Source organism: Inquilinus sp. Marseille-Q2685, from assembly GCF_916619195.1.
In the GTDB taxonomy this organism is placed as follows: domain Bacteria; phylum Pseudomonadota; class Alphaproteobacteria; order DSM-16000; family Inquilinaceae; genus Inquilinus.
Genome location: NZ_CAKAKL010000009.1, coordinates 1 through 22,903, shown reverse-complemented (window position 1 = coordinate 22,903; position 22,903 = coordinate 1). Strand labels below are relative to the sequence as shown.

Here is a 22,903-nt window from a genome sequence, read left to right as displayed (position 1 = left end):
ATGGCAAGTACGCACGAAAAAGTAATGTACTTACCCGAAGGTAAGCGCCCGGCCTATACCCCGGGCTCCGCCGCCGCGGGTGTCGAGCAGGCGCTGAAGGTCCTGGAGGGGCGCTGGAAGCTGGTGATCCTGTTCCACCTGTTCGGCGGCAGGCTGCTGCGCTTCTCGGAGCTGGAGCGCGCGATCCCGGCGATCTCGCAGAAGATGCTGGTCCAGCAGCTGCGGCAGATGGAGGCGGACGGGATCGTCCGCCGCATCGTCCACCACCAGGTGCCGCCCAAGGTGGAATACGCTCTGACCGACTGGGGCCAGGCGCTGTGTCCGGCGCTGGACGCGATCCTGACCTGGGCCGAGCAGCGGCCGGCCACGCCCGCCGAGCCCGAAAGCTGAGCAGGGGAGCCGGACCATGGATGCGCTGACCGGGGTGAAGGCCTGCGTCTTCGATGCCTATGGCACGCTGTTCGACACCGCCTCGGCGGCCCGCCGCAGCGCCGACCTCCTGGGCGACAAGGCCGGCCCGCTGGCGGCGCTGTGGCGCGAGAAGCAGCTGGCCTACACCTGGCTGCGGGCGGTGCAGGGCCGCCACGCCGATTTCTGGCAGGTGACCGGCGACGCGCTGGACTTCGCGCTGGAGGCCCTGGCAATCGGCCGATCCGGTCTGCGCGACCGGCTGATGCAGCTGTACCTGACGCTCGACCCCTATCCGGAGGTGCCGGAGGTGCTGCGCCGTTTGCGCGCCGCCGGGCTGAAGACGGCGATCCTGTCGAACGGCACGCCGCACATGATCGAAGCACTGGTCGCCGGGGCCGGTCTGCAGGGGCAGTTCGACGCGCTGCTGTCGGTGGAGCAGGCCGGCGCCTACAAGCCGCATGCGCGCGTCTACCAGCTGGCGCTCGACGCCCTCGGCCTGCCGGCCCGGGCGATCGCCTTCCAGTCCTCGAACGGCTGGGACGCCTATGGCGCCTCGGCCTTCGGGATGCAGGTGGTCTGGTGCAACCGCAGCCGCCAGCCACGGGAGCGCCTTCCCGGCGCGCCGGACCGCGAGGTCGACACGCTCGCGGCGCTGCCTGGCCTGGTCGGCGCGTGACCGCCGGCTACGAGCCGCACTCCTCGGCGTAGCTCTTCTGCTCCTCGCCGACGGTGTTCTGGAAGTCCTGCAGGTCCGCATCGCTGAAGCGGAGGTCGGCCTGGCAGGTCTTGTACAGGTCGCCCAGCTTCACATAGGCGTCGATCAGGCTCTTATGCGCGGCGCATTTCTCCGCCTGCGGCGCCATCAGGCTCTTCAGCCTGGCGGATTGCAGCGGCGGAATGGCCTTCGACTGCGCCATGAAATCCTCGCCGCAGCCGGCGAAGGCGGGCACGGCCAGCAGCGGCACCAGGGCCGCGGCAAGAAGGAACGGCTTCACGGAATGCGTCTCCCCACGCTTTCGAGATCCCGCGCCGGGCCATGACCCTGCGGGCGGCGAGAGAACCCCGTCCCGCCGCTATTCGTTCCGCCGGGGCCGATAGCGCCGCTAGCCCTTCGCCGGGCCGGTCGAGGCGCGCAGCACCAGCTCGGTGCCGAAATGGATCTCCTGGCGGCCGCGCGGATCGATCAGCAGCTCCGCCGCCGCCCGCCCCTTCTCGACCAGAGGCTGGCGGATGGTGGTCAAGGGGGGCCGGGAGGTCGCGGCCGCGGCGATGTCGTCGAATCCGATCACCGAGACGTCGCCCGGCACCGACAGGCCCTGCCGCGCCAGCCAGTCCATCGCCCAGAGCGCCAGCCGGTCGCAGGTGGCGAGGATCGCGGTCATGCCCGGCTGGCGCCGCATCAGCCGCGGCATGCTGCGCTCGATCGACTCGGCCTCGAACAGGCATTCCTCGATCGCCACCCGCCCGGCCGGGATGCCGGCTTCGGCCAGCACGTCGAGATAGCCGTAGAGCCGCTGCTGGCAGGCGGCGTAGATCGAGTCGCGGATCCGGCGCGGCGACACCGCGCCCTCGCGCGAATCCGGCATCAGCTCCATCGACAGCACGCCGATGCGGCGGTGGCTCAGCCCGAGCAGGTGGCGGGCCGCGGCCTCGGCGCCGGTGCGGTCGGCGACGGTGACGGTGCGGCAGCCCTCGACCAGCGGCTGGTCGACCGTCACCACCGGCAGGCCGCGGCTGCGGATGATGTCGAGGACGCCCGGCTCCTCCTCCATGCAGTACATGATGAAGCCGTCGACCGCGGCCGAGGCGAGGGCCTTGCGCGCCGCCTCCACATCCGAGGCGGCGTAGACCGAGATGCCGCGCCCGGTCTCGTCGCACACCGCGGCGACGCCCTGGATCAGGGCCAGCGCCGCCGGGTCGCCGAAGGCGTAGCCCAGCCCCTCCGGAATCATCACCGCGACGGTGCCGATCTGGCCGGTGCGCAGCATGCGGGCCAGCGGGTCCGGCCCCTGGTAGCCGAGCGCCTCGGCCGCTTCCATCACCTTGGCGCGGATCGCGTCGCTGACCCGCTCGGGATGGTTGAAGACGTTGGAGACGGTGCCCTGCGCCACCCCCGCTGCGGCGGCGATGTCGCGCAGGCGGGCCTTGGGCTTGGCGGGGACGGCATCCTCGGGCATGGCTCCACCCTAGCCGCGATCTTGAACCGATTCAAAAACTCCTTGACGGCAGGCTCGGGCGGGGTGATTATGAATCGATTCAAAAAATCGATTCAAAGGAGGCCGTCATGATGCTCATGACCGGGTTCCCGCTGGTCGGCCATCTGATGCAGATCAGGCTGGGCGGGCGGTTCCGCCACTTGCCGCCGTCGGTGGCGGCGGAGCTGGAGGCGTTCGCCGCGGAGCAGGAGGCCGCAGCGCCGAAGCCGACCGCAGCGGCCGGGCCGGACGAAGACGGATGCCGGCCGCCTCCGCTGCGGGTCGCCCCGCGGCTGCGGCTGCGGGAAGCCTGCTGACGCCGGGCCCGTCCCGGTGCCGGCAGGCGCCCGTCTCATCGGCGGGGCAGGGTGCCGCCGCCCGCAGATGGCGGTCGAAGAACGCGAGAACGGCCGCGTTGAACTGCCGGTGGAACGCCACGCGATCGAAGCCGTCCGCATCGGCGCAGACCTCCGGCTCGCCGAAATCGGCGACCGCCTTGGCGAGCGCGGCGCCGCACGGCGCCAGGAAGGCGAAATGGCCGGCCCCGGGCACCACCCGGTACTCCGGCTTCGCCGGCAGGCCCCGGTCGACCGCCGCCGCGTCGCGGGGCAACACGCCGTCGCCGCCATGCTCGGACGCCCAGATCTGGACCGGGACCGCCACATCCGCCAGGCCGCCCGGCGTGAAGGTGAAGCCGAGCGCCGGGTCGGCGATCACGGCGGCCTTGATCCGGGCGTCGCGGGCGAGCGGTTCGGCCAGGGCGGCGCCGTCGCGGATCTGCTCGCACCAGCGGTTGCCGGGATAGGTCGGGCAGTTCGAGAGGATCATCCGGAAATCCGGAGTTCCGCCGACGGCCGCCAGCACCGTATAGCCGCCCCTGGAGAAGCCGAAGGCGCCGATCCGGTCCGGATCGATGCGCGAGGACTCAGGCCAGTCGGCGAGCATGTGGTCGACCAGCCGCCTGATGTCCTGCGGCCGCTCGATCATGGCGGCGATGTCTCCCGGGCGCCGGATCTTCGACTGGCCGCTGTCCAGCGGGTGGTTGATCGCGGCGACGATGAAGCCGGCATCGGCCAGCGCCTCGGCGGTGTCGTGGTGCCCCCCGAACCAGCCGCCGACGCCGTGCGACATCACCACGAGCGGGTGGCCGCTGCCGGTGACGGGGCAGTCCCGCGCCGCCGTCACGCTGAGCGGGCCGAAGCCGATCTCCGCCGGGACGGCGGCGCAGGGATACCAGACCCCGCCCGTCAGGGCCGGCCTGTCGCCGCGAGCCGGTATGTCGATCAGCGTCAGGCCGGCCGCGCCGGCACCGGTTGCGGCCAGCGCGACAGCGGCGGCGGCCAGAATCGTGACAATGGATCTCATGGTCGTCCCCCCATTCACGGCGAAGGCCGTGTGACGGGGGAACCAGCAAGACCCATGCCGCGGCGAGAGGCCCTGATTCCCCAGGGGCCTCACGGAAACGCGGCGAATATTCCGCCGATGATCAGCAGGATCCGCCGAACGGGTGCCGCCGTCCGGCGATGACGGCTAGCTGCGCTTGCCCGTCACCAGGCCGGCGCGGCGCAGGGCTTCGGCCATGGCGCCGTCCGGCTCCGGCGCAGGCGCGCGGGGCTTCTGCGGCTGCTGCGGCTTCGGCTGGGCCGGGCGCTGCGATCCGGCGTCCTGGCCCGGACGGCCGTGGCGCGGCTGGCCCTGCGGCTGGTGCCGCGGCCGATCGTCCCGCCGGCCGTCGTGCCGCCCGCCGGCAGCGCCGTTCTCGCGGCGCGCCGGGCGGGACTGGCCGTCGTCGTCGAGGCGCATGGTCAGGCCGATGCGCTTGCGCTGCACATCCACCTCCAGCACCTTGACCTTCACCACGTCGCCCGGCTTGGCCACCGTGCGCGGGTCCTTCACGAAGGTCTTGGACATGGCCGAGATGTGCACCAGCCCGTCCTGGTGCACGCCGATGTCGACGAAGGCGCCGAAGGCCGCGACGTTGGTGACCACGCCTTCCAGCACCATGCCGGGCTGCAGGTCGGTCAGCTTCTCGACGCCGTCCTTGAAGCTGGCGGTCTTGAAGGCCGGGCGCGGGTCGCGGCCCGGCTTCTCCAGCTCGCGCAGGATGTCGGTCACCGTCGGCACGCCGAAGGTCTCGTCGGTGAAGCGCTCCGGCTCCAGCCCGCGCAGGGTGGCGCTGTCGCCGATCAGCGCCTTGATCTCGCCGCCCGTGGCCTCGATGATCCGGCGCACCACCGGATAGGCCTCCGGATGCACGCCCGAGGCGTCGAGCGGGTCGTCGCCGTTCGGGATGCGCAGGAAGCCGGCGCATTGCTCGAACGCCTTGGGCCCGAGCCGCGGCACGTCCTTCAAGGCCGCGCGGCTGCGGAACGGGCCGTTGGCGTCGCGGTGCTGCACGATGTTCTGGGCCAGCCCCTCGCCGACGCCCGAGACCCGGGCCAGGAGCGGCGCCGAGGCGGTGTTGAGGTCGACCCCGACCGCGTTCACGCAGTCCTCGACCACGGCGTCGAGCGAGCGCGACAGCTTGGTCTCGCTGAGGTCGTGCTGGTACTGGCCGACGCCGATCGACTTCGGGTCGATCTTCACCAGCTCGGCCAGCGGATCCTGCAGCCGGCGGGCGATCGACACCGCGCCGCGCAGCGACACGTCGAGCTCCGGCAACTCCTGCGAGGCGTAGGCGGAGGCGGAGTAGACCGAGGCGCCGGCCTCCGACACCACCGCCTTGGTCAGCTTCAGCTCCGGGTGGCGCTTGATCAGGTCGGCGGCCAGCCTGTCGGTCTCGCGCGATGCCGTGCCGTTGCCGATGGCGACCAGGTCGACGGCGTGGGCCTTGGCGAGCTCGGCCAAAGTGGCGATCGATTCGTCCCAGCGCTTCTGCGGCTCATGCGGGTAGATCGCGGTGGTGGCGACGACCTTTCCGGTGGCGTCGACCACGGCGACCTTCACCCCCGTGCGGAAGCCCGGGTCGAGCCCCATGGTGGCGCGGGTGCCGGCCGGCGCCGCCAGCAGCAGGTCGCGCAGATTGCCGGCGAAGACCTTCACCGCCTCCTCCTCCGCCGCCTGCCACAGGCGCAGCCGGAGGTCGATGTCGAGATGCACCAGGATCTTGGTGCGCCAGGCCCAGCGCACCGTCTCCATCAGCCAGGCGTCGCCCGGCCGGCCCTGGTCGGCGATGCCGAAGCGGCGGGCGATGCGCTGCTCGTACAGGCCGGGCGCCTTTCGGTCCGCCGAGTCGGGCAGCTCCTCCGGCTCCAGCGTCAGCGACAGCACCTCCTCCTTCTCGCCCCGGAACAGGGCCAGGATGCGGTGCGAGGGCAGCTTCGTGAGCTTCTCGCCATAGTCGAAATAGTCGGAGAACTTGGCGCCCGCCTGCTCCTTGCCCTCGCGCACCTTCGATACCAGCCGGCCGCGGGTCCACGCCTCCTCGCGCAGGGCGCCGATCAGGTCGGCATCCTCGCCGAAGCGCTCGACCAGGATCGACCGGGCGCCGTCCAGCGCCGCGGCGGCATCGGCCACGCCCTTCTCCGCGTCGACGAAGGCGGCCGCGGCCTCCTGCGGGTCGCGGCTGGGATCCGACAGCAGCGAGTCGGCCAGCGGCTCCAGCCCGGCCTCGCGGGCGATCATCGCTTTGGTCCGGCGCTTCGGCTTGTAGGGCAGGTAGATGTCCTCGAGCCGGGCCTTGGTGTCGGCCGCCTCGATCTGGGCGCGCAGCGCGTCGTCCAGCTTCCCTTGCTCCGCGATGCTGTCGAGGATCGTCTTCCGGCGCTCCTCCAGCTCGCGCAGATAGCGCAGCCGCTCGTCCAGCGTGCGCAGCTGGGCGTCGTCCAGCCCGCCCGTCGCCTCCTTGCGGTAGCGGGCGACGAAGGGAACGGTCGCGCCGCCGTCGAGCAGCTCGACCGCGGCCGCGACCTGGGCCTCGCGCACGGAGAGCTCGTCGGCGATGCGCTGGCTGATGGAGATCATCGAACGACCGGAGATGTTGTGATGAGAAACCGGAAGGGGCTGCTTCTACCGCGCCGCTGCTGTCCAGGTCAAAACCGCCGGCGGCCGCCTTGTCTCCGCCCGGCTGCCATGATACTCAACTTCTCGCTTAAGCAATAACGCCGCACCGGGAGGGAACGCCATGGGCGAACGATCCTTGCGGCACGGGAGCTTCACCGCCGAGCGCCGCTTCGGCGCGCCGCCGGCCCGCCCATCGAGGAGGCTGTCGCGATGAAACTGTATCTCGCCCCCGGCGCCTGCAGCCTGGCCGACCACATCGCCCTGCACGAGGCCGGGCTGGAGTTCGAGCGGATCCGCGTCGACATCCCGACCCGGCGGACCGAATCGGGCGACGATTTCACCAAGGTCAACCCGAAGGGCTACATCCCGGCGCTGGTGCTGGACGACGGCACGGTGCTGACCGAGAACGCCGCGATCCTGACCTGGGTGGCCGAGCGCGCGCCGCAGCTGGCACCGGGCGGCGAGCTGGGCCGCGTCCGGCTGGCCGAGATGCTGAGCTTCATCGGCGCCGAGCTGCACAAGCTGCTGATCCGGTCGATCTTCCCGATCAGCGACCAGGAGAAGGAGATCGTCGACGGGGTGGCGGCGCAGCGCTTCGCCTACATCGCCGAGCGGCTGCCCGGCGACTATCTGTTCGGCCGGGAGATGAGCGTCGCCGACGCCTATCTCTACGTCATGCTGCGCTGGGCCAGGGACCTGAAGCTGCCGTTGCCGGACCCGCTGCCGGCCTATCTCGACCGGGTGGAGGCCCGGCCGGCGGTGCAGCTGGCGCTGCGGCACGAGGGGCTGATCTGACGCCGGCGGCCCGGCGCCGGGGGCCGCGCCCCGGGCCGATCAGCCGGCCGCACCGCACAGCGAGGGAGAACGCCATGACGGACCGCCGAGCCGAGTCTCCATCGGCGGCGCATCGGGACGGGCGCTGGCTGGCGCTGGCCGTGCTGTGCCTCGGCGTGCTGATGATCGTGCTGGACACGACCGTGGTGAACGTGGCCCTGCCCTCGATCAAGGCGGATCTCGGCTTCACCGAATCGGCCCTCGCCTGGGTGGTGAACGGCTACATGCTGACCTTCGGCGGCTTCCTGCTGCTGGGCGGCCGGCTGGGCGACCTGTTCGGCCACCGCCGGCTGTTTCTGATCGGCCTCGCCGGGTTCACCCTGGCGTCGCTGGCCTGCGGCCTGTCCGGCAGCCAGGGCGTCCTGGTCGCCGCCCGGGCGGTGCAGGGGCTGGGCGGCGCCGTCGTCTCCGCCGTCGCGCTGTCGCTGATCATGGACCTGTTCACCGAGCCGGCGGATAGAGCCAAGGCGATGGGCGTCTACGGCTTCGTCGCCGCCGGCGGCGGCAGCATCGGCGTGCTGCTGGGCGGCCTCCTGACCGGCTGGCTGAGCTGGCACTGGATCTTCCTGATCAACCTGCCGATCGGCGCCGCGGTCTTCGCCCTGTCGCTCATGCTGCTGCCGGCGGGCGGCCGCAACGAGGCGGCCCGGCATCTCGACATCGCCGGAGCGGTGACCGTGACCGCGGCGATGATGCTGGCGGTCTACGCCGTCGTGAACGGCAACGAGGTGGGCTGGACCTCCCCCCGGACGCTCGGCCTGCTGGCCGCGGCCGTGGTCCTGCTGATCGCGTTCCTGGCGATCGAGACCCGGGTGGCCGTGCCCCTGATGCCGCTGGGCCTGTTCCGCCGGCACAGCCTGGCCGTCGCCAGCGTCATCGGCATGCTGTGGGCCGCCGCGATGTTCGCTTGGTTCTTCCTGTCGGCCCTCTACATGCAGCAGGTGCTGGACTACGGTCCGATGGAGGTCGGCCTCGCCTTCCTGCCGGCCAATCTGATCATGGCGGCCTTCTCGCTCGGCCTTTCTGCCAGGCTCGTGATGCGCTTCGGCATCCGCCTGCCGATCGTGATCGGGCTGCTGCTGGCCGCGGCCGGTCTGGCGCTGTTCGCCTGGGCCCCGGTGGAGGGCCGCTTCGCCCTGCATGTGCTGCCCGGCATGCTGCTGCTCGGCCTCGGCTGCGGCATGGCGCTGAACCCGGTGCTGCTGGCGGCGATGAGCGAGGTGGCGCCGACCGATTCCGGCCTCGCCTCCGGCATGGTCAACACCGCCTTCATGATGGGCGGGGCGCTGGGTCTGGCCATCCTGGCCAGCCTGGCGGCATCGCGCACCGGCGGGCTGCTGGCGGCCGGCGCCGGGACGCCGGCGGCGCTGGTCGGCGGCTATCAGGCCGCCTTCCTGGCCGGGGCCTGCTTCGCCGCGCTGGCGGCGGTGCTGGGCGCGGTGCTGCTACGCACGCCGCCCGCGGCGGAAACATCGCGCGAGGCCGAGCCGGCCGCCTCTTAGGCCCCTTGCCGCACTGTGCCGCCGCGCCCGGGTTGCTATAGTCCCGGATCCGATCCGGAGGACCCGCGATGTCCGTTCCCGTGCTGCATCTGTGCTGCGGCGACAGCGCCGCCGAGGTGATCCGCGCCGGGCTGGCCCTGCCCGAAACCGCGGTGCAGATCCTGCGCGACGACCTGGCGGTGGGGCCGCTGGGCGATGTCGACAGCGACCGGCCCGACGCCCGAGCCGCCTTCTGGCACGCGGTGTTCCCGGACGAGGACCGCAAGGCGATCGAGACCGGCGGGGCGTTCGTCGACCAGCTGGCGGCGGAGGCGGCGGCGCTGCGGGACCTGCCGGAGGCGGCCGAGGCCTTCGTCATCTGGCACGGCAACGGCGCCGCCGAGCAGCTGATGCTGCGCCGGGCGCTGTGGGCGCTGCGCGACGCCGCGCTGCCGGTGCGGGAGGTCGCGGTCGCGCCGGACGATCGCCGCGGCGACGGCATGACCGCCGTGGCGATGCTGGAGCGGCGGCGCGTGCCGGCGGCCGAGGCGGGCGGACGCCCCGTGCCGGCGGACCGGCGGGCGGCGCTGGCGGCGGAGTGGGAGCGGCTGCGCGCCGACAGCGGCGGCCTGCGCCACCACCGCGACGGCACCATCACCACCCACCCGATCGACGCGCATGACCCGGAGATCCTGGCGGCGGTCGGCGATGACTGGATGCCGGCCGGCCGCGCGGTCGGCCGGCCGATGGGCACGATCACCGGCTTCTTCGCCACCGACGCCTTCTGCTTCTGGCGGCTGCGCCAGCTGGCGGCGCAGGGCAAGGTGGAGATCCGGGGCGACATCTCGGCGATCCGCCGCTGCGAGGCGCGGCGAGCCTGATCGACGACGGCGGATGACGGAAGGACGACCGATGGAACTCGACCGCAACCGGTTCAAGGCGGCGCTGGCCGCGGGGCAGACCCAGATCGGGCTGTGGAGCAGCCTGTGCAGCAACATCGTCGCAGAGATCGTCGCCGACAGCGGCTTCGACTGGATCCTGTTCGACACCGAGCATTCGCCGAACGACCTGCCGGGCCTGCTGTCGCAGCTGCAGGCGGCGGCGCGCGGCACGGCCACGGGCATCGTGCGGCCGGCCTGGAACGACCCGGTGCTGATCAAGCGCATCCTCGACATCGGCGCCCAGGCCCTCTTGATCCCCTTCGTCCAGAACGCCGAGGAGGCGCGCCGCGCCGTGGCCGCCTGCCGCTATCCGCCGGCCGGCATCCGCGGCATCACCACCAGCGGCCGCGGCAGCCATTACGGCCGGGTGACGGACTATCTGAAGACGGCCGACTCGGAGATCTGCGTGCTGGTGCAGGTCGAGACCGGCGAGGCGCTGGCGCGGATCGAGGAGATCGCCTCTGTCGACGGCGTCGACGGCGTGTTCATCGGCCCGTCCGACCTGTCGGCCTCGCTGGGCCATATCGGCAATTCCCAGCACCCGGAGGTGCAGGCCGCGATCCAGGACGCGGCCCGGCGCCTGGCCGCGATCGGCAAGCCGGCCGGGATTCTCACCTCCGTCGAGGCCGAGGCCCGGCGCTATCTCGACTGGGGCTACCGCTTCGTCGCCGTCGGCACCGATCTCGGCCTCCTGGCCCGCAACGCCGACGCGCTGGCCCGTGGCTTCAAGGGCTGAATACGGGCACCATGTCGCAGACCGGCCGGGTTTGCGCCCGGCCGCGGCCGTGATATCCCGGCCGGGACGAAGGGGGAGCACTGGCACGTGCGCTTGAGATGGGCACGGAAACGGGCATCGTGGGTCGCGCTCGGCGCGGCCTATCTGCTGTTCGTCCAGGCCATCCTCGGCGGCCTCGCCATCGGCGCCAGCGCCGCGCCGGCGGCATTCGACCCGCTCTCCGCCCTCTGCCGCACCGATGACGGGACGGTCCCCGCCCGCCAGGACCTGCCGGCCGGCCATCCGCACCTGCCCGATTGCTGCACCACCGGCTGCAGCATGTTCAGCGGCGCGCCGGTGCCGGCCTTCGTCGCGGTGCTGCTGGTGCCGCATCTGGCCGGCCGGACCGAGCCCGCGCCCCTGCCCCTGGCCCCGGTCGCGGCCGCGCCGCAGCGGTCGCCGGCCAACCCGCGAGCACCCCCCGCCCAGGCCTGATCCAGCCGGGCCCGCCGCCGGCGGGTCCAAGTCGGTTCACGGCCGGATCCCGGCGCCAGAGACGCGCCGCCCGGCCCAGCCTGGAGCAGATCCCATGTCCCTGTCCGCGATGGCGCGCCTGCGCCCTGCCGTTGTCGCCGCCGCCCTGGCCCTGCTGGCCCTCGGCCCGGCCGCCGCGCACGAGTTCAAGTCCGGTCCGATCGAGGTGGTCCACCCCTGGGCCCGGGCCACGCCGCCGGCCGCGAAGGTCGGCGGCGGCTATGCCGAGATCCGCAACGACGGGCCGGAGCCGGACCGGCTGGTCTCGGTCACCGCCGAGGTCGCCGGCCGGGTCGAGATCCACGAGATGGCCGTCAAGGACGGCGTCATGACCATGCGGCCGGTCGAGGGCGGCGTGCCCGTTCCGGCCAACGGCAGCGCCGCCCTGGCGCCCGGCGGCTACCACCTGATGCTGCTGGAGCTGAAGCGGCCGCTGAAGGCGGGCGAGAGCTTCGCCGGCACGATGACCTTCGAGAAGGCCGGCACCGTCGCCGTCACCTTCGACGTCCAGGCCATCGGCTCGACCGGGGCGGGGCATTGAGATGCGCCCCCGCATCCTGGTGCCGGTGCTGCTGGCCGTCGCCGCCATCCTGGTGGGGGGCGCCGGCTTCCTGCTGGTCTATTCCAAGGACCCGGCGACCCGGCCGGTGGTGTCCGGCGCGCTGCCGGGCGGCCCGTTCCGGCTGACCGACCAGACCGGGGCGACGCTGAGCGACGCCGACCTGAAGGGCCGGCCCTTCGCCGTGTTCTTCGGCTTCACCCATTGCCCGGAGATCTGCCCCACCACGCTGTGGGAGATGTCGCAGGCGCTCGAGGCCCTGGGCCCCGACGCCGACCGGCTGCGCGTGCTGTTCGTGACCGTCGACCCGGAGCGCGACCGGCCGGAGATGCTGCGGGACTACCTGCAGTCTTTCGATCGCCGCATCACCGGGCTGACCGGCACGCCGGACGAGATCGCGGCCGTGGCCAAGTCCTACCGGGTGTACTGGCGCAAGGTGCCGACCGGCGACGGCGACTACACCATGGACCATTCGGCCATGGTCTATCTGATGGATGCCGAGGGCCGCTTCACCGACACCATCGCCTACGGCACGCCCGAGCCGGAGCGGCTGGCCGCGCTGCGCCGCCTGATCGCCGGCGCCTGACCCCATTCCCCTTTTCGACCGTCGCCGGCCGGGCCGGCGACCTGGAGACGCATCATGCTGAAGTCGTTCATTCCGGCGTTTGCGCTGGTGGCCCTCGCCGCCGCCCCCGCCTTCGCCCATGTCACGCTGGAGACGCAGGAGGCGCCGGTCGGCGCCACCTACAAGGCGGTGCTGCGCGTGCCGCACGGCTGCGAGGGCTCGCCCACCGTCAGGATCCGCGTCCAGATCCCCGAGGGGGTGATCGCGGTCAAGCCGATGCCCAAGCCCGGCTGGACCCTGGAGACGGTGAAGGGCAAATACGCCGCGTCCTACGACTATTACGGCACGCCCACGAGCGAGGGCGTGAAGGAGGTGGTGTGGAGCGGCGGCAGGCTGCCGGACGAATTCTACGACGAGTTCGTCTTCCGCGGCTATCTGACCGCCGGGCTGACGCCGGGGGCGCATCTGTACTTCCCGGTGGTGCAGGAATGCGAGGCGGGGGTCGACCGCTGGATCGAGATCCCGGCCGAAGGCAAGGACGCCGACGACTACGAGACCCCGGCGCCGGGCCTCAAGCTGCTGCCGAAGAGGTGACCTGTAGAGCCTCCGAAGTGGCCAGACCTCGCCCGACCATAGGGTTGCCTCTCCCGCTTGCGGGAGAGGTCGGAGCCGCGCCAGCGGCTCCGGGTGAGGGGCGTTTGTCGAGGCCTGGGCCAGCCCTCACCCGGGCTCGCTGCGCGAGCCCGACCTCTCCCGCCAGGCGGGAGAGGCAATCGGAGCGCTACCTCGCCTGGCTGGTGCTGCTGCTCGCCCTCCTCGCCCCGCAGGCGGCGCTGGCCCACGCCTCGCTGGTGCAGGCCGAGCCGGCGGAGAATGCGGTGCTGGCGGCGGCGCCGGACGGCTTCCGCCTGGGCTTCAACGAGCCGGTGTCGCCCCTGGTGCTGCGGCTGATCCGGCCGGACGGCACCGCCGTGACGCTGGCCGACGCCCGGCTGGAGGATGCGACGCTGGTGATCCCGGCGCCGCCCGGCCTCGGAAACGGCACCCATGTGCTGAGCTGGCGCGTGGTGTCGGAGGACGGGCACCCGGTCGGCGGCTCCATCGTGTTCTCGATCGGCGCGCCCGGCGCGGCACCGCCCCAGGCGGCGGACACCGCGGACCGGCCGGTGCAGGCCGCGATCTGGCTGGTCCGGATCGCCCTCTATGCCGCGCTGTTCCTCGGCGTCGGCGCGGTGGCGTTCCGGGCCTGGGTCGCGCCCCTGCCGCGCGGCGCCGCCCGCGCCGCCGTGGTGCTGATGCTGCTGGGCTTGGCGGCGGCGCCGCTGTCGGTCGGGCTGCAGGGGCTGGACGCGCTGGAGATGCCGCTGGCGGGGCTGGGCCGGCGCATCGCCTGGGCCACCGGCTGCAGCACCAGCTACGGCGCCACCGCCGCCCTGGCGGCCCTGGCCATGGCGCTCGGCCTCGCGGCGCTGGCGCTGCGCCGCGGCCGGGCCGCGGCGGCGGCCGCGCTGCTGGCCCTGGCCGCGACCGGGACGGCGCTGGCCGCCAGCGGCCATGCCGGCGCGGCCGCGCCGCAGGCCCTGACCCGTCCGGCCGTGTTCCTGCACGCCGTCGGCATCGCCGCCTGGGCCGGGGCGCTGCTGCCGCTGGGGCTGCATCTGCGCGCCGGCGGGCCGGACGCCGCGGCGGCGCTGCGCCGCTTCTCCGCCCTCATCCCCTTCGCCGTCCTGCCGCTGGCGGCGGCCGGCATCCTGCTGGCCGTGATCCAGCTCGGCCGTGTCTCGGCCCTGTGGCCCACCGCCTATGGCTGCGTCTTCCTCGTCAAGCTGGCGCTGCTGCTGGCGCTGTTCGGCCTGGCCGCGCTGAACCGCTGGCGCCTGACCGCCCCGGCCGAGGCCGGCGACGGCCGGGCCGCCCGGCACCTGGCCCGCTCGGCCGCGGTCGAGACGGCGCTGGTGCTGGCGATCTTCGCCGCGGCCGCGGCCTGGCGCTTCACCCCGCCGCCGCGCGCCCTGGCGGAGGCCGAGGCCCGGCCGGCCGCGATCCACATCCACACCGCCCCGGCGATGGCCGACCTGACCGTCACCCCCGGCCGGGCCGGCCCGGTCACGGCCTCGATCGTGGTGATGACCGGCGATTTCGGGCCGCTGGACGCCAAGGAGGTGACGCTGGTGCTGTCCAACCCCGGCGCCGGGATCGAGCCGATCCGGCGCAAGGCGGCCAGGGCCGGCGACGGCAGCTGGCGGGTCGACGGGCTGGTGGTCCCGGTGCCGGGCCGCTGGACCGCGCGGATCGACGTGCTGATCTCGGATTTCGAGATCGCGAAGCTGGAGGATATGATCGACATCCGCCCCTAAGGGGGCCCGACCAGCCGCATCAGCCAGATGCCCAGGGCGAGCCAGGGGCCGAAGGCGATGGCCGTGTCCCGCGCCACCGGCCCGCGGGCGGAGACGAGCACGGCCAGCAGCGCCGCGCCGGCCCCGGCCAGCACCACCCAGGGCAAAGCCTGCCAGCCGAGCCAGGCGCCGCCGGCCGCCAGCAGCTTGGCGTCGCCGAGGCCGAGCCCGTCGCGCCCGCGCAGCCGGCGATAGGCGACGGCGAGGCCGGCGAAGAGGAGATGGCCGACGGCCGTGCCGACCGCCCGGTCCGGCAGCGCCGCGCCCGGCTCGAACAGCGCCGCCAGCAGGCCGGCCAGGGCCAGCGGCAGGGTCAGCATGTCCGGCAGCAGCCCGGTGCGGCGGTCGATGGCGCCGAGCAGCAGCAGCCCCCAGCCGAGCAGGCAGGTGCCGGGCATCAGGGCCGCGTCGCCGGCCAGCGCCGCGAGCGCGATGCCGATCGCCGCCAGCTCGATCACCGGATGGGCCGGGTCGATCGTGCCGCCGCACATGCGGCAGCGGCCGCGCAGGGCGATCCAGCTGAGCACCGGCACCAGGTCGCGCAGCCCCAGCGGCTGCCGGCAATGGTCACAGCGCGAACGACCGACCAGCAGGCCGCGGACGTCGTCCGGCAGGCGGTGCGCCGCGGCGGCGAGGAAGCTGCCGACGATCGGCGAGACCGCGACGAGCCCGACCTGGATCGGGGTCACGTCACAGCTGGCGCGGCCGGGTGGTGGTGGTGCGCGGCCGCAGCGCCTCCATGCGCGAGCGCAGCTCCTCCGCGATGGCGGCCGCGTCGGCCGCGTTGCGGATCACCCGCGGGGTGATGAAGACGACCAGCTCGGTCCGGTCGCGGCTGCTGCTGGTGGAGGAGAACAGGTTGCCGAGCAGCGGGATGTCCTGCAGCACCGGCACGCCGCCGCGCCCGTTCTGCTGGTTCTCCTGGATCAGCCCGCCCAGCACCACGGTCTGGCCGTTGGCGACCGAGACGATCGAGCCGATGCGGCGGGTCGAGATCGTCGGCGCCAGCGCGTCGGCCTCGGTGGAGGCGGCGTCGTTGACGATGCTCGACACCTCCTGCTGCACGTCCATGCTGACGTCGCTGTTGGAGTTGATCCGCGGCGTCACCTTCAGGATCACGCCGGTGTCCTTGTATTCGATGTTGCTGATCACCGGCGAATCGGCGTTGACGGTCGACTGGCTCTGCTGCGTCCGCACCGGCACCTGGTTGCCGACCTGCAGCCGCGCGGTCTGGTTGTTCAGCACCGACAGGGTCGGGGCCGAGACCACCCGGACATTGGTGATCGACGACAGCGCGTTGAGAACGACCCGGGCACCGCCGGTGGAGACCGCCAGATTGAGACCGGAGCCGGCCTGCGGCAGCGGGGCGCCGAGTATTCCGGACGGCGAGCTGCCGGGGTCCCGGGTGGTGAAGCCGGCGGCGCCGAAGCCGGTCTCGAGATAGTACTGGACGCCGTATTGCAGCCGGTCGTTCAGCGTCACCTCGGCGATCGTCGCCTCGATCACCACCTGCAGCGGGCTGGCGTCGATCGCGCGCAGGGCCGATTCGATCAGCCGGAACGCGGCCGGCCGGGCGCGGATCAGGAGGGCATTCTTGTCCCGGTCCGGCACCACCCGCACCTCGCCCAGCTTGTCGAGCCTGAACACCGCCGCCTTGCCGGCCTGGGAGCCGGCGAGGCCGAGGATCGAGGCGTCGCCGTCCTTCTGCTGGGCGTTGAAGTCGATCGGCGCGAATTGCGACGTGGTTCCCGTGCCCGATTGCCCCGGCGTGGTCTGGCCGGTGGTGCCCTGGGCGCCGGTGCCGGCGGCGTTGGCCTGGTCGGTGCCGTTGCTGCTGCTGGTGGTCAAACCCAGCCCGCGGGCGACGTCGGAGCCGAGCTCGTCGTCGAAGGGCGAGGCGCCCATCTCGTCGACCTTGCCGAAGGCCTGGCCCAGCACCCGCGCCATGTTGGCCGCAGTGCCGTTCTGCACCATGTAGACGTAGACCCGCTCCTCGTCGGAATCGCCCTGGTCGAGCCGCCGGATCCAGCGGCCGGCCTCGTTCAGCTTGTCGACGCGGGAGGACACCACCAGAACGGCGTTCAGCCGCTCCACCGGCATGAAGGTGATCAGCCCCTTCAGCGGGCCGCGGTCGGGCGCGCCGCCGAACACGGCGCTGAGTTCCTTGATCACCGCCTCGGGCTGGGCCTGCCGCAGCGGGAAGACCCCCGACGACATGCCGCGCAGCCAGTCGACGTCGAAGGACTGGACGGTGGCGCCCAGCGCCGCCCGGTCGGCGCTGGTGCCGGAGATCAGCACCAGGTTGCGGGTCGGGTCGACCCGCACCAGCTCCGGATTCGTCGCCGGGGCGATCAGCGGGCCGATGGTCTCGGCCGAGACGTTGCGCAGCGGGATGATGGTGATGCCGTAGCCGGCCGGCAGCGGCTTCGGATCGGTGCCGAGCTGCATCACGGTGCGGCCGGACACCGCCTCGCCCAGCGGCACGATGCGGTAGCCGGCCCTGCCGTCCTGCACCAGCGCGGCGCCGGTGGCGCGCAGCACCGTCTCCAGCATCGCGATCAGGTCGTTCGGGCTGATCGGGCCCTGGGTCGACAGCGTCACCGTGCCGGTGACCCGCGGGTCGATGGTGTAGGGCTGGTGCAGCAGATCGCCCAGCACCGCCTGCACCACCTGGGGCAGGTCGGCGTTGTTGAAGTTGACCTGGTAGCCGCCGGGCTGCGCCTGGATCGGCGCGCCGATCGGCGCCGGCTCGCCCGGGACCGCGTCGATGCCGGGATAGACCTGGGCCTGGCGCACCGGCTGGGTGCGGCCGGCCGAGGCCACGACGTTGGAGCGGGAGCGGGCGTCGGCGGGCGCGGCCAGGGACCGGTTGGCCAGGTCGTCGAACATCGAGGGTGGCTGGTCCGGCTTCTGCTGCCCGCACGATATCAGCGCGAGCAACAACGGAACCCCTAGGATTCTAAAGGAAAACGCCCTGAAAGCCACTGAAGCCATCCCCCGCAGCGACGCCGAGCCATAACCGACCGGCCCCCGCTCGACAAGTGACAAGAGCAATCGACCTCGATTCGAGCCGAAATTGTTGCATTCATGTTAAGTTTTATTGAAATCGGTTTACCAAGCCCTTGATAAGACAAAAACATTTCGTTTGACCGCAATCCCATGACGGCCGAGATTGCCGCTCGCCCGCCGCCCGGCGATGATAAGGGGCGCGGCGGGTCGCGCGGGGGACCGGCACCGGAAGGGCAATGTGAAACCGCTCCTGGACATTCTCGTCGAGCTCGGGAAGCTGGGCCCCGAGGACCGGGCGCGGGTGTCGCGCCTGCAGGAGAATTCGGGCGACGCCGTGCCGGCGCTGCTGTCGAAGCTGGGGCTGGTCTCCGGCCGCGACCAGGCGCTGGCCCTGTCGCTGCAGCACGGCGTGCCGCTGGTCGGCCCCGACGCCTTCCCGCCGGCGCCGCTGTTCGACGGCTGGCTGTCGCCCCGCTTCCTGCGCGAGAGCCGGGTGCTGCCGCTGGCCGAGGCCGAGGACGGCGTGGTCCTGGCCATGGCCGATCCCGGCGACGCCTACGCCCGGCGGGCGGTGGAGCTGGCGACGCGCCGGCCGGCCAAGCCCTGCGTCGCCGCCGCCGAGGACCTGGACGACGCCTTCGCCCGCTATTTCGACAGCGGCCGCAGCGCGGTCGAGCGGATCGTCGACGACATCGGCGGCGAGACCGAGGAGGCGGCGGGCGACCCCGACGTGCAGCATCTGCGCGACCTGGCGCAGGAAGCGCCGGTCATCCGCCTGGTCAACCAGATCTTCAGCGACGCGATCCGGATGCACGCCTCGGACATCCATGTCGAGTGCTATCGCGACGAGGTGAAGGTCCGCTACCGCATCCACGGCCTGCTGCGCGAGATGAAGGCGCCGCCGGTGCGCCTGGCCCCGGCCCTGATCAGCCGGATCAAGATCCTGTCGAAGCTGGACATCGCCGAGCGCCGGCTGCCGCAGGACGGGCGCGCCCGCTTCACCGTCGGCGGCCGCAGCATGGACATGCGCGTCGCCACCGTGCCGACCCTGCACGGCGAGAACGTCGTCATCCGCCTGCTGGACACCGCTGGCATGGACATCGAGCTGTCGGCGATCGGCTTCGCGCCGGAGGTCGAGGCGCTGCTGATGAAGCAGCTGGCCCGGCCGCACGGCATCCTGCTGGTCACCGGCCCGACCGGCAGCGGCAAGACCACGACCCTGTACGGCGCGCTGCGGATCCTGAACCAGCCCAGCCGGAAGATCCTGACCGTCGAGGACCCGGTCGAATACCAGATCAAGGGCGTCAACCAGATCAACGTCCGCCCCCAGATCGGCCTGGACTTCGCCCGGGTGCTGCGGTCCTGCATGCGCCACGACCCGGACGTGATCATGGTCGGCGAGATCCGCGACGGCGAGACGGCGAACATCGCCGTGCACGCCGCGCTGACGGGCCATCTGGTGCTGTCGACCCTGCACACCAACAGCGCCACCGGCGCGATCAACCGGCTGCTCGACATGCATGTCGACGGCTATCTCCTGACCTCGACCATCACCGGGGTGATCGGCCAGCGCCTGGTGCGGCGGCTGTGCCCGGAATGCCGCCGCCCCATCGAGACGCCGGCTGGGCTGGTCGAGCGCGCCGCCGCCGCCCGGCCGCTGGCGACGCCGACGCCGCAGCTGTACGAGGCGGTCGGCTGCCCGGCCTGCGACGACCTGGGCTACACCAGCCGGATCGGCATCTTCGAGTATTTCGCGCCGGACGACGAGATCCGCGACCTGCTGCGCGACCGCATCTCCACCGCCGCCCTGACCCAGGCGGCGCGCCGGGCCGGCATGGTGACGATGTACGAGGACGGGCTGCACAAATGCCTGGCCGGGCTGACCACGCTGGACGAGGTCCACCGCGTCACCGAGGAGTGGTGAGGCCATGCCGGTCTTCGCATACAAGGCGATCGACGGCAGCGGCGCGGTGGTGGAAGGCCGGGCCGAGGCGGCGGACGAGGCCAGCCTGACGGCGAAGCTGGAGGCCACGGGCATCCTGCCGCTGAGCGTGGCGCCGGTGCGCAGCCAGGCCGGCCGCAGCGGCGGGGCGGCCGTCGGCACCCTGGGCCGACGCCGGGGGCCGAAGCCCGGCGAGATCACCCAGATGACGCGCGAGCTGGCGATCCTGGTGGCGGCCGGCCAGCCGCTGGAGCAGGCGCTGGTGACGCTGGCCGACGGCAGCGGCCCGGTCGCCGCCCTGGCCGCCCAGGTGCTGGCGCGGGTGCGGGCCGGCGCCAGCCTGAGCACGGCCTTGGAGGAGCAGGGGCCGGTGTTCCCCCGGCTCTACGTCAACATGATCCGCGCCGGCGAGAGCTCCGGCACGCTGGACGTGGTGCTGGAGCGGCTGGCCGACCTGCGCGAGCGCGGCGAGAAGACCCGCGAGATGGTGGTCTCGGCCATGCTGTACCCGGCCATCCTGATCATCGTCTCGCTGGCCTCGGTGTTCCTGCTGCTGACCTTCGTGGTGCCGCAGTTCGAGACCATCTTCAAGGATGCCGGGGCGGCGCTGCCGACGCCCACGGCCATCGTCATCGCCATCGGCCGCTTCTGCCAGGAATACGGCTGGATGGTCGGGCTCGGCGTGGTCGCCGCGGTGATCGTGGCGCGCCGCGTCCTGGCCCTGCCCGGGCCGCGCCTGGCCTGGGACCGCGCGGCGCTGCGCCTGCCGCTGGTCGGCCCCCTGGTGCGCACCCTGGCGACCGCCCGCTTCTGCCGAACGCTGTCGACCCTGGTCGGCAACGGCGTCGACCTGCCCTCGGCCATCGCCTTGTCGCGCGACGTGGTCTCGAACAGCGCCGTCGGCGCCGCGATGGAGACTGTCATCACCGGCGTGCGACAAGGGCGGGGGCTGGCCGACCCGCTGGCGGAGATCGGCCTGTTCCCGCCGCTGGCCGTGCAGATGCTGCGGGTAGGCGAGGAGACGGGGCGGATCGACATGACCTCGGCGCATATCGCCGAGGCCTATGAGCGCAAGCTGGAGGCCGCGATCAAGCGGCTGGTCACGCTGGTCGAGCCGGCCCTGATCATCGTTCTCGGCCTGGCGGTGGGCGGCATCGTCATGTCCATCCTCCTGGCCGTCATCAGCATCAACGACCTCGCTTTCTGAGAGACCATGACCCAGACCGATACGCCCGCCGCCCTCCGTCGCCGCCGCCAGGCCGGCTTCACCCTGATCGAGCTGCTGGTCGTGCTCGTCATCCTCGGCCTGCTGGCCGGGCTGGTGGGGCCGCGGGTGCTGGCCTATCTGGGCGGCGCCCGGGCGGATTCGGCGCGGCTGCAGATCGAGAACTTCAAATCCGCCCTCGACCTCTACGCCATCGATGTCGGCGGCTATCCGACCACCGCCCAGGGGCTGAAGGCCCTCTTGGCCAATCCCGGCGGGGTGCGCGGCTGGAACGGCCCCTATCTGCGCAGCAACGCGCTGCCGGAGGACCCGTGGGGCAGCGCCTACAACTACCGGGCGCCGGGGCAGCACGGGGCCTTCGACCTGTACTCCCTGGGCGCCGACAAGCGGGAGGGCGGCAGCGGCGATGACGCCGACATCACCAGCTGGTGACCGGGCCCATGGCCAAGGCAGCCGCGGCTTCACCCTCTTGGAGCTGCTGGTCGTCCTGGTCGTGCTCGGCGTTGTGGCGGCGCTGGTGCCGCCGATGCTGGCGCGCGGGTCGGGCCAGGCGCAGCTGAAGCGCACCGTGGCGACGCTGGCGTCGGAGCTGCGGCAGGCCCGCAGCGACGCCATCCTGCGCGACGGGCCGCAGGGCGTGGTGATCGACCCGGTGGGCCGCAGCTTCGGCCCGGTCGCGGCGCCGCTGCGCCACCGCATCGCGGACGGCATCACGGTCGACGTCACCAGCGCCGGGATCGCCGCCGACCGCGACGGCCGGCCCGGCATCCGCTTCCTGCCGGACGGCCGGTCGACCGGCGGCACCATCCGCCTGGCCGGCCAGGGCCGCGCCTACCGGGTCGAGGTCAACTGGCTGACCGGCCGGGTGCGGATCGCGGAGGCCGGCGATGAAACGTGAGCGCGGCTTCACCCTGATCGAAGTGGTGGTCGCCCTGACCGTGCTGGGGCTGATCCTGACCGTGATCTTCCGGATCTTCGGCACCGGGCTGACCGGCATGGCCCGCGCCGACGGGCTGCAGCGCGCCGCCATCGTCGCCGAAGGGCTGGCGGCGCAGCTGGACACGATGCCGACGCCGCTGCGGATGGGCGGCACCCTGTCCGGCGAGACCGGCGACGGCTATCGCTGGCGGATCGTCGCCGACGGCTGGGACGAGGCGCCACGCCAGACCGTGATCGTGGGCAGCCGCCAGGCCCGGCTGGCCCGCCTGCGCATCGCCGTCGAGGCCGCCGGGACGGGCCCGCGCTTCGAGATGACCACCCTGGCGCTGGTGGCGGTGCAATGAGCGCCCGCGACCAGCGCGGCTTCACGCTGCTCGAGACAATCATCGCCATGGTCGTGCTGGCGCTGGTGATGGTGCTGCTGACCGGGGGCCTGCGCTTCGTCACCGCCGGCTGGGACCGCGGCGCCCGGGCAGCCGAGGCGTCGGAGACGATCGCCCTGGTGCAGTCGACGCTGCGGCGCGAGGCGGCGGCGGCCCGGCGCCTGACCTGGCAGGCCCCGCCCGGCACCAAGCCCACCGCGACCTTCCGCGGCGAGGCCGACCGGGTCGGGCTGGTGGTGGCCGATCCCGGCTTCCCCGGCGATCCCGGCCTGGCGATCGCCTTCTTCTATGTCGACGTGCAGCCCGGCCGGTCCACCCTGCGCTATTCCCGCGCCCGCTTCGACCCGCGGCTCGACGGCTTCGCCGACGCCAAGCCGACCGACGACCTGGTGCTGAGCCGCGGGCCGGTGGCGTACCGCTTCGACTATTTCGGCACCGTGCCCGGCGAGCCGCGGCCGCGCTGGGTGACGCCCTGGCCGGACCGGGAGGCGCCGCCGCGGCTGATCCGCCTGCGCAGCCGCGACGCCGAGGGGCTGGCGGTGTGGCCCGACATCGTGGTGCCGCTGCCGGTCGATCTCGAGCCCGCCTGCGTCCGCACCATCGCGGCGACCAGCGGCCCCGCCCCGGACGGGCAGCAGCCGGGCGCGCCGGCTGGTCAGAATGCGCCGTCGGGGCCGCAGGCCGGCCAGCCGCCGCAGCGGCAGCAGCCCCCGTCCCAGCCGCAGGAGGGCACGCAGGCCGCGACCGAGTCCCCCGGCGGCGCCCCCGCCGC

The 22,903-nt window shown here is 72.8% G+C and carries 23 protein-coding genes; 17 read left to right on the top strand and 6 right to left on the bottom strand.

Annotated features, from left to right (window positions below; genetic code table 11):
- The first annotated feature begins 24 nt into the window (after window positions 1-24).
- Both LG391_RS28985 and LG391_RS28980 read left to right on the top strand, forming a co-directional pair.
- Window positions 25-390 (top strand): helix-turn-helix domain-containing protein, encoded by a 366-nt coding sequence (locus tag LG391_RS28985; RefSeq protein WP_225771617.1) that lies wholly within the window; start codon window positions 25-27, stop codon window positions 388-390.
- A gap of 16 nt (window positions 391-406) precedes the next feature.
- Window positions 407-1,087 carry a haloacid dehalogenase type II gene (locus LG391_RS28980; protein ID WP_225771615.1) on the top strand — a complete coding sequence of 227 codons (681 nt, stop codon included), beginning with the start codon at window positions 407-409 and terminating at the stop codon, window positions 1,085-1,087.
- 7 nt (window positions 1,088-1,094) lie between these two features.
- On the opposite strand, the gene LG391_RS28975 is transcribed toward LG391_RS28980, so the two are convergent.
- From LG391_RS28975 to LG391_RS28960, 4 genes are all read right to left on the bottom strand, one after another.
- The gene (locus LG391_RS28975; RefSeq protein WP_225771613.1) at window positions 1,095-1,406 is read right to left on the bottom strand and encodes a hypothetical protein; all 312 of its coding nucleotides are present in this window, start codon (window positions 1,404-1,406) and stop codon (window positions 1,095-1,097) included.
- A gap of 108 nt (window positions 1,407-1,514) precedes the next feature.
- The gene (locus LG391_RS28970) at window positions 1,515-2,588 is read right to left on the bottom strand and encodes a LacI family DNA-binding transcriptional regulator (RefSeq protein ID WP_225771611.1); all 1,074 of its coding nucleotides are present in this window, start codon (window positions 2,586-2,588) and stop codon (window positions 1,515-1,517) included.
- A 153-nt stretch (window positions 2,589-2,741) separates the two neighbouring features.
- On the bottom strand, window positions 2,742-3,971 hold the full coding sequence (locus LG391_RS28965) for a serine aminopeptidase domain-containing protein (protein WP_225771609.1): 1,230 nt from the start codon (window positions 3,969-3,971) through the stop codon (window positions 2,742-2,744).
- 165 nt (window positions 3,972-4,136) lie between these two features.
- Entirely contained in the window at window positions 4,137-6,569 is a 2,433-nt protein-coding gene (locus tag LG391_RS28960; protein WP_225771607.1) for a Tex family protein, read from the bottom strand.
- A 249-nt stretch (window positions 6,570-6,818) separates the two neighbouring features.
- Here LG391_RS28960 and LG391_RS28955 point away from each other — a divergent pair, with 249 nt between their 5' ends.
- The 9 genes from LG391_RS28955 to LG391_RS28915 all read left to right on the top strand — a co-directional run bounded on the left by LG391_RS28955 (window position 6,819) and on the right by LG391_RS28915 (window position 14,594).
- Complete coding sequence (locus tag LG391_RS28955) at window positions 6,819-7,403, top strand: glutathione S-transferase N-terminal domain-containing protein (RefSeq protein ID WP_225771605.1); 585 nt, start codon at window positions 6,819-6,821, stop codon at window positions 7,401-7,403.
- Between the two features lie 74 nt (window positions 7,404-7,477).
- Window positions 7,478-8,944 (top strand): DHA2 family efflux MFS transporter permease subunit, encoded by a 1,467-nt coding sequence (locus tag LG391_RS28950; protein ID WP_225771603.1) that lies wholly within the window; start codon window positions 7,478-7,480, stop codon window positions 8,942-8,944.
- A gap of 68 nt (window positions 8,945-9,012) precedes the next feature.
- Window positions 9,013-9,804, top strand: a complete 792-nt coding sequence (locus LG391_RS28945; RefSeq protein ID WP_225771601.1) for a DUF1835 domain-containing protein — start codon at window positions 9,013-9,015, stop codon at window positions 9,802-9,804.
- 31 nt (window positions 9,805-9,835) lie between these two features.
- Window positions 9,836-10,600 (top strand): HpcH/HpaI aldolase/citrate lyase family protein, encoded by a 765-nt coding sequence (locus LG391_RS28940; protein WP_225771599.1) that lies wholly within the window; start codon window positions 9,836-9,838, stop codon window positions 10,598-10,600.
- Between the two features lie 87 nt (window positions 10,601-10,687).
- Window positions 10,688-11,074 carry a hypothetical protein gene (locus LG391_RS28935; RefSeq protein ID WP_225771597.1) on the top strand — a complete coding sequence of 129 codons (387 nt, stop codon included), beginning with the start codon at window positions 10,688-10,690 and terminating at the stop codon, window positions 11,072-11,074.
- A 94-nt stretch (window positions 11,075-11,168) separates the two neighbouring features.
- Window positions 11,169-11,654 (top strand): copper chaperone PCu(A)C, encoded by a 486-nt coding sequence (locus LG391_RS28930; RefSeq protein WP_225771595.1) that lies wholly within the window; start codon window positions 11,169-11,171, stop codon window positions 11,652-11,654.
- A gap of 1 nt (window position 11,655) precedes the next feature.
- Window positions 11,656-12,258, top strand: coding sequence for an SCO family protein (locus tag LG391_RS28925; protein WP_225771593.1), 603 nt, complete (start codon window positions 11,656-11,658; stop codon window positions 12,256-12,258).
- A 54-nt stretch (window positions 12,259-12,312) separates the two neighbouring features.
- Window positions 12,313-12,831, top strand: coding sequence for a YcnI family protein (locus LG391_RS28920; RefSeq protein WP_225771592.1), 519 nt, complete (start codon window positions 12,313-12,315; stop codon window positions 12,829-12,831).
- A gap of 203 nt (window positions 12,832-13,034) precedes the next feature.
- Window positions 13,035-14,594 carry a copper resistance CopC/CopD family protein gene (locus LG391_RS28915; RefSeq protein ID WP_225771590.1) on the top strand — a complete coding sequence of 520 codons (1,560 nt, stop codon included), beginning with the start codon at window positions 13,035-13,037 and terminating at the stop codon, window positions 14,592-14,594.
- Here LG391_RS28915 and LG391_RS28910 read toward each other — a convergent pair.
- Together LG391_RS28910 and gspD are read right to left on the bottom strand one after the other, a co-directional pair.
- Complete coding sequence (locus tag LG391_RS28910) at window positions 14,591-15,322, bottom strand: A24 family peptidase (protein ID WP_225771588.1); 732 nt, start codon at window positions 15,320-15,322, stop codon at window positions 14,591-14,593. The two genes, LG391_RS28915 and LG391_RS28910, sit on opposite strands and share 4 nt — an antisense overlap.
- A gap of 1 nt (window position 15,323) precedes the next feature.
- A complete protein-coding gene (gene gspD, locus LG391_RS28905; protein WP_225771586.1) occupies window positions 15,324-17,522 on the bottom strand; it encodes a type II secretion system secretin GspD in 2,199 nt (732 codons plus the stop codon).
- A 358-nt stretch (window positions 17,523-17,880) separates the two neighbouring features.
- Between gspD and LG391_RS28900 the strand changes: the two genes are divergently transcribed.
- The 6 genes from LG391_RS28900 to LG391_RS28875 form a co-directional block, all read left to right on the top strand.
- Window positions 17,881-19,566 (top strand): GspE/PulE family protein, encoded by a 1,686-nt coding sequence (locus LG391_RS28900; RefSeq protein WP_225771584.1) that lies wholly within the window; start codon window positions 17,881-17,883, stop codon window positions 19,564-19,566.
- A 4-nt stretch (window positions 19,567-19,570) separates the two neighbouring features.
- Window positions 19,571-20,791 (top strand): type II secretion system F family protein, encoded by a 1,221-nt coding sequence (locus LG391_RS28895; protein WP_225771582.1) that lies wholly within the window; start codon window positions 19,571-19,573, stop codon window positions 20,789-20,791.
- Between the two features lie 6 nt (window positions 20,792-20,797).
- Window positions 20,798-21,241: a type II secretion system major pseudopilin GspG gene (gene gspG, locus LG391_RS28890; protein ID WP_225771580.1), complete on the top strand. Its 444-nt coding sequence runs from the start codon at window positions 20,798-20,800 to the stop codon at window positions 21,239-21,241.
- Window positions 21,216-21,707: a GspH/FimT family pseudopilin gene (locus tag LG391_RS28885; protein ID WP_225771578.1), complete on the top strand. Its 492-nt coding sequence runs from the start codon at window positions 21,216-21,218 to the stop codon at window positions 21,705-21,707. The genes gspG and LG391_RS28885 overlap by 26 nt, the downstream gene beginning before the upstream one ends.
- Window positions 21,697-22,092, top strand: a complete 396-nt coding sequence (locus LG391_RS28880; protein ID WP_225771577.1) for a prepilin-type N-terminal cleavage/methylation domain-containing protein — start codon at window positions 21,697-21,699, stop codon at window positions 22,090-22,092. Before LG391_RS28885 ends, LG391_RS28880 begins: the two co-directional genes overlap by 11 nt.
- Window positions 22,089-22,903, top strand: an 815-nt coding sequence (locus tag LG391_RS28875) for a prepilin-type N-terminal cleavage/methylation domain-containing protein (protein WP_225771575.1), incomplete at its 3' end; no start/stop codon positions are given. The genes LG391_RS28880 and LG391_RS28875, both read left to right, overlap by 4 nt.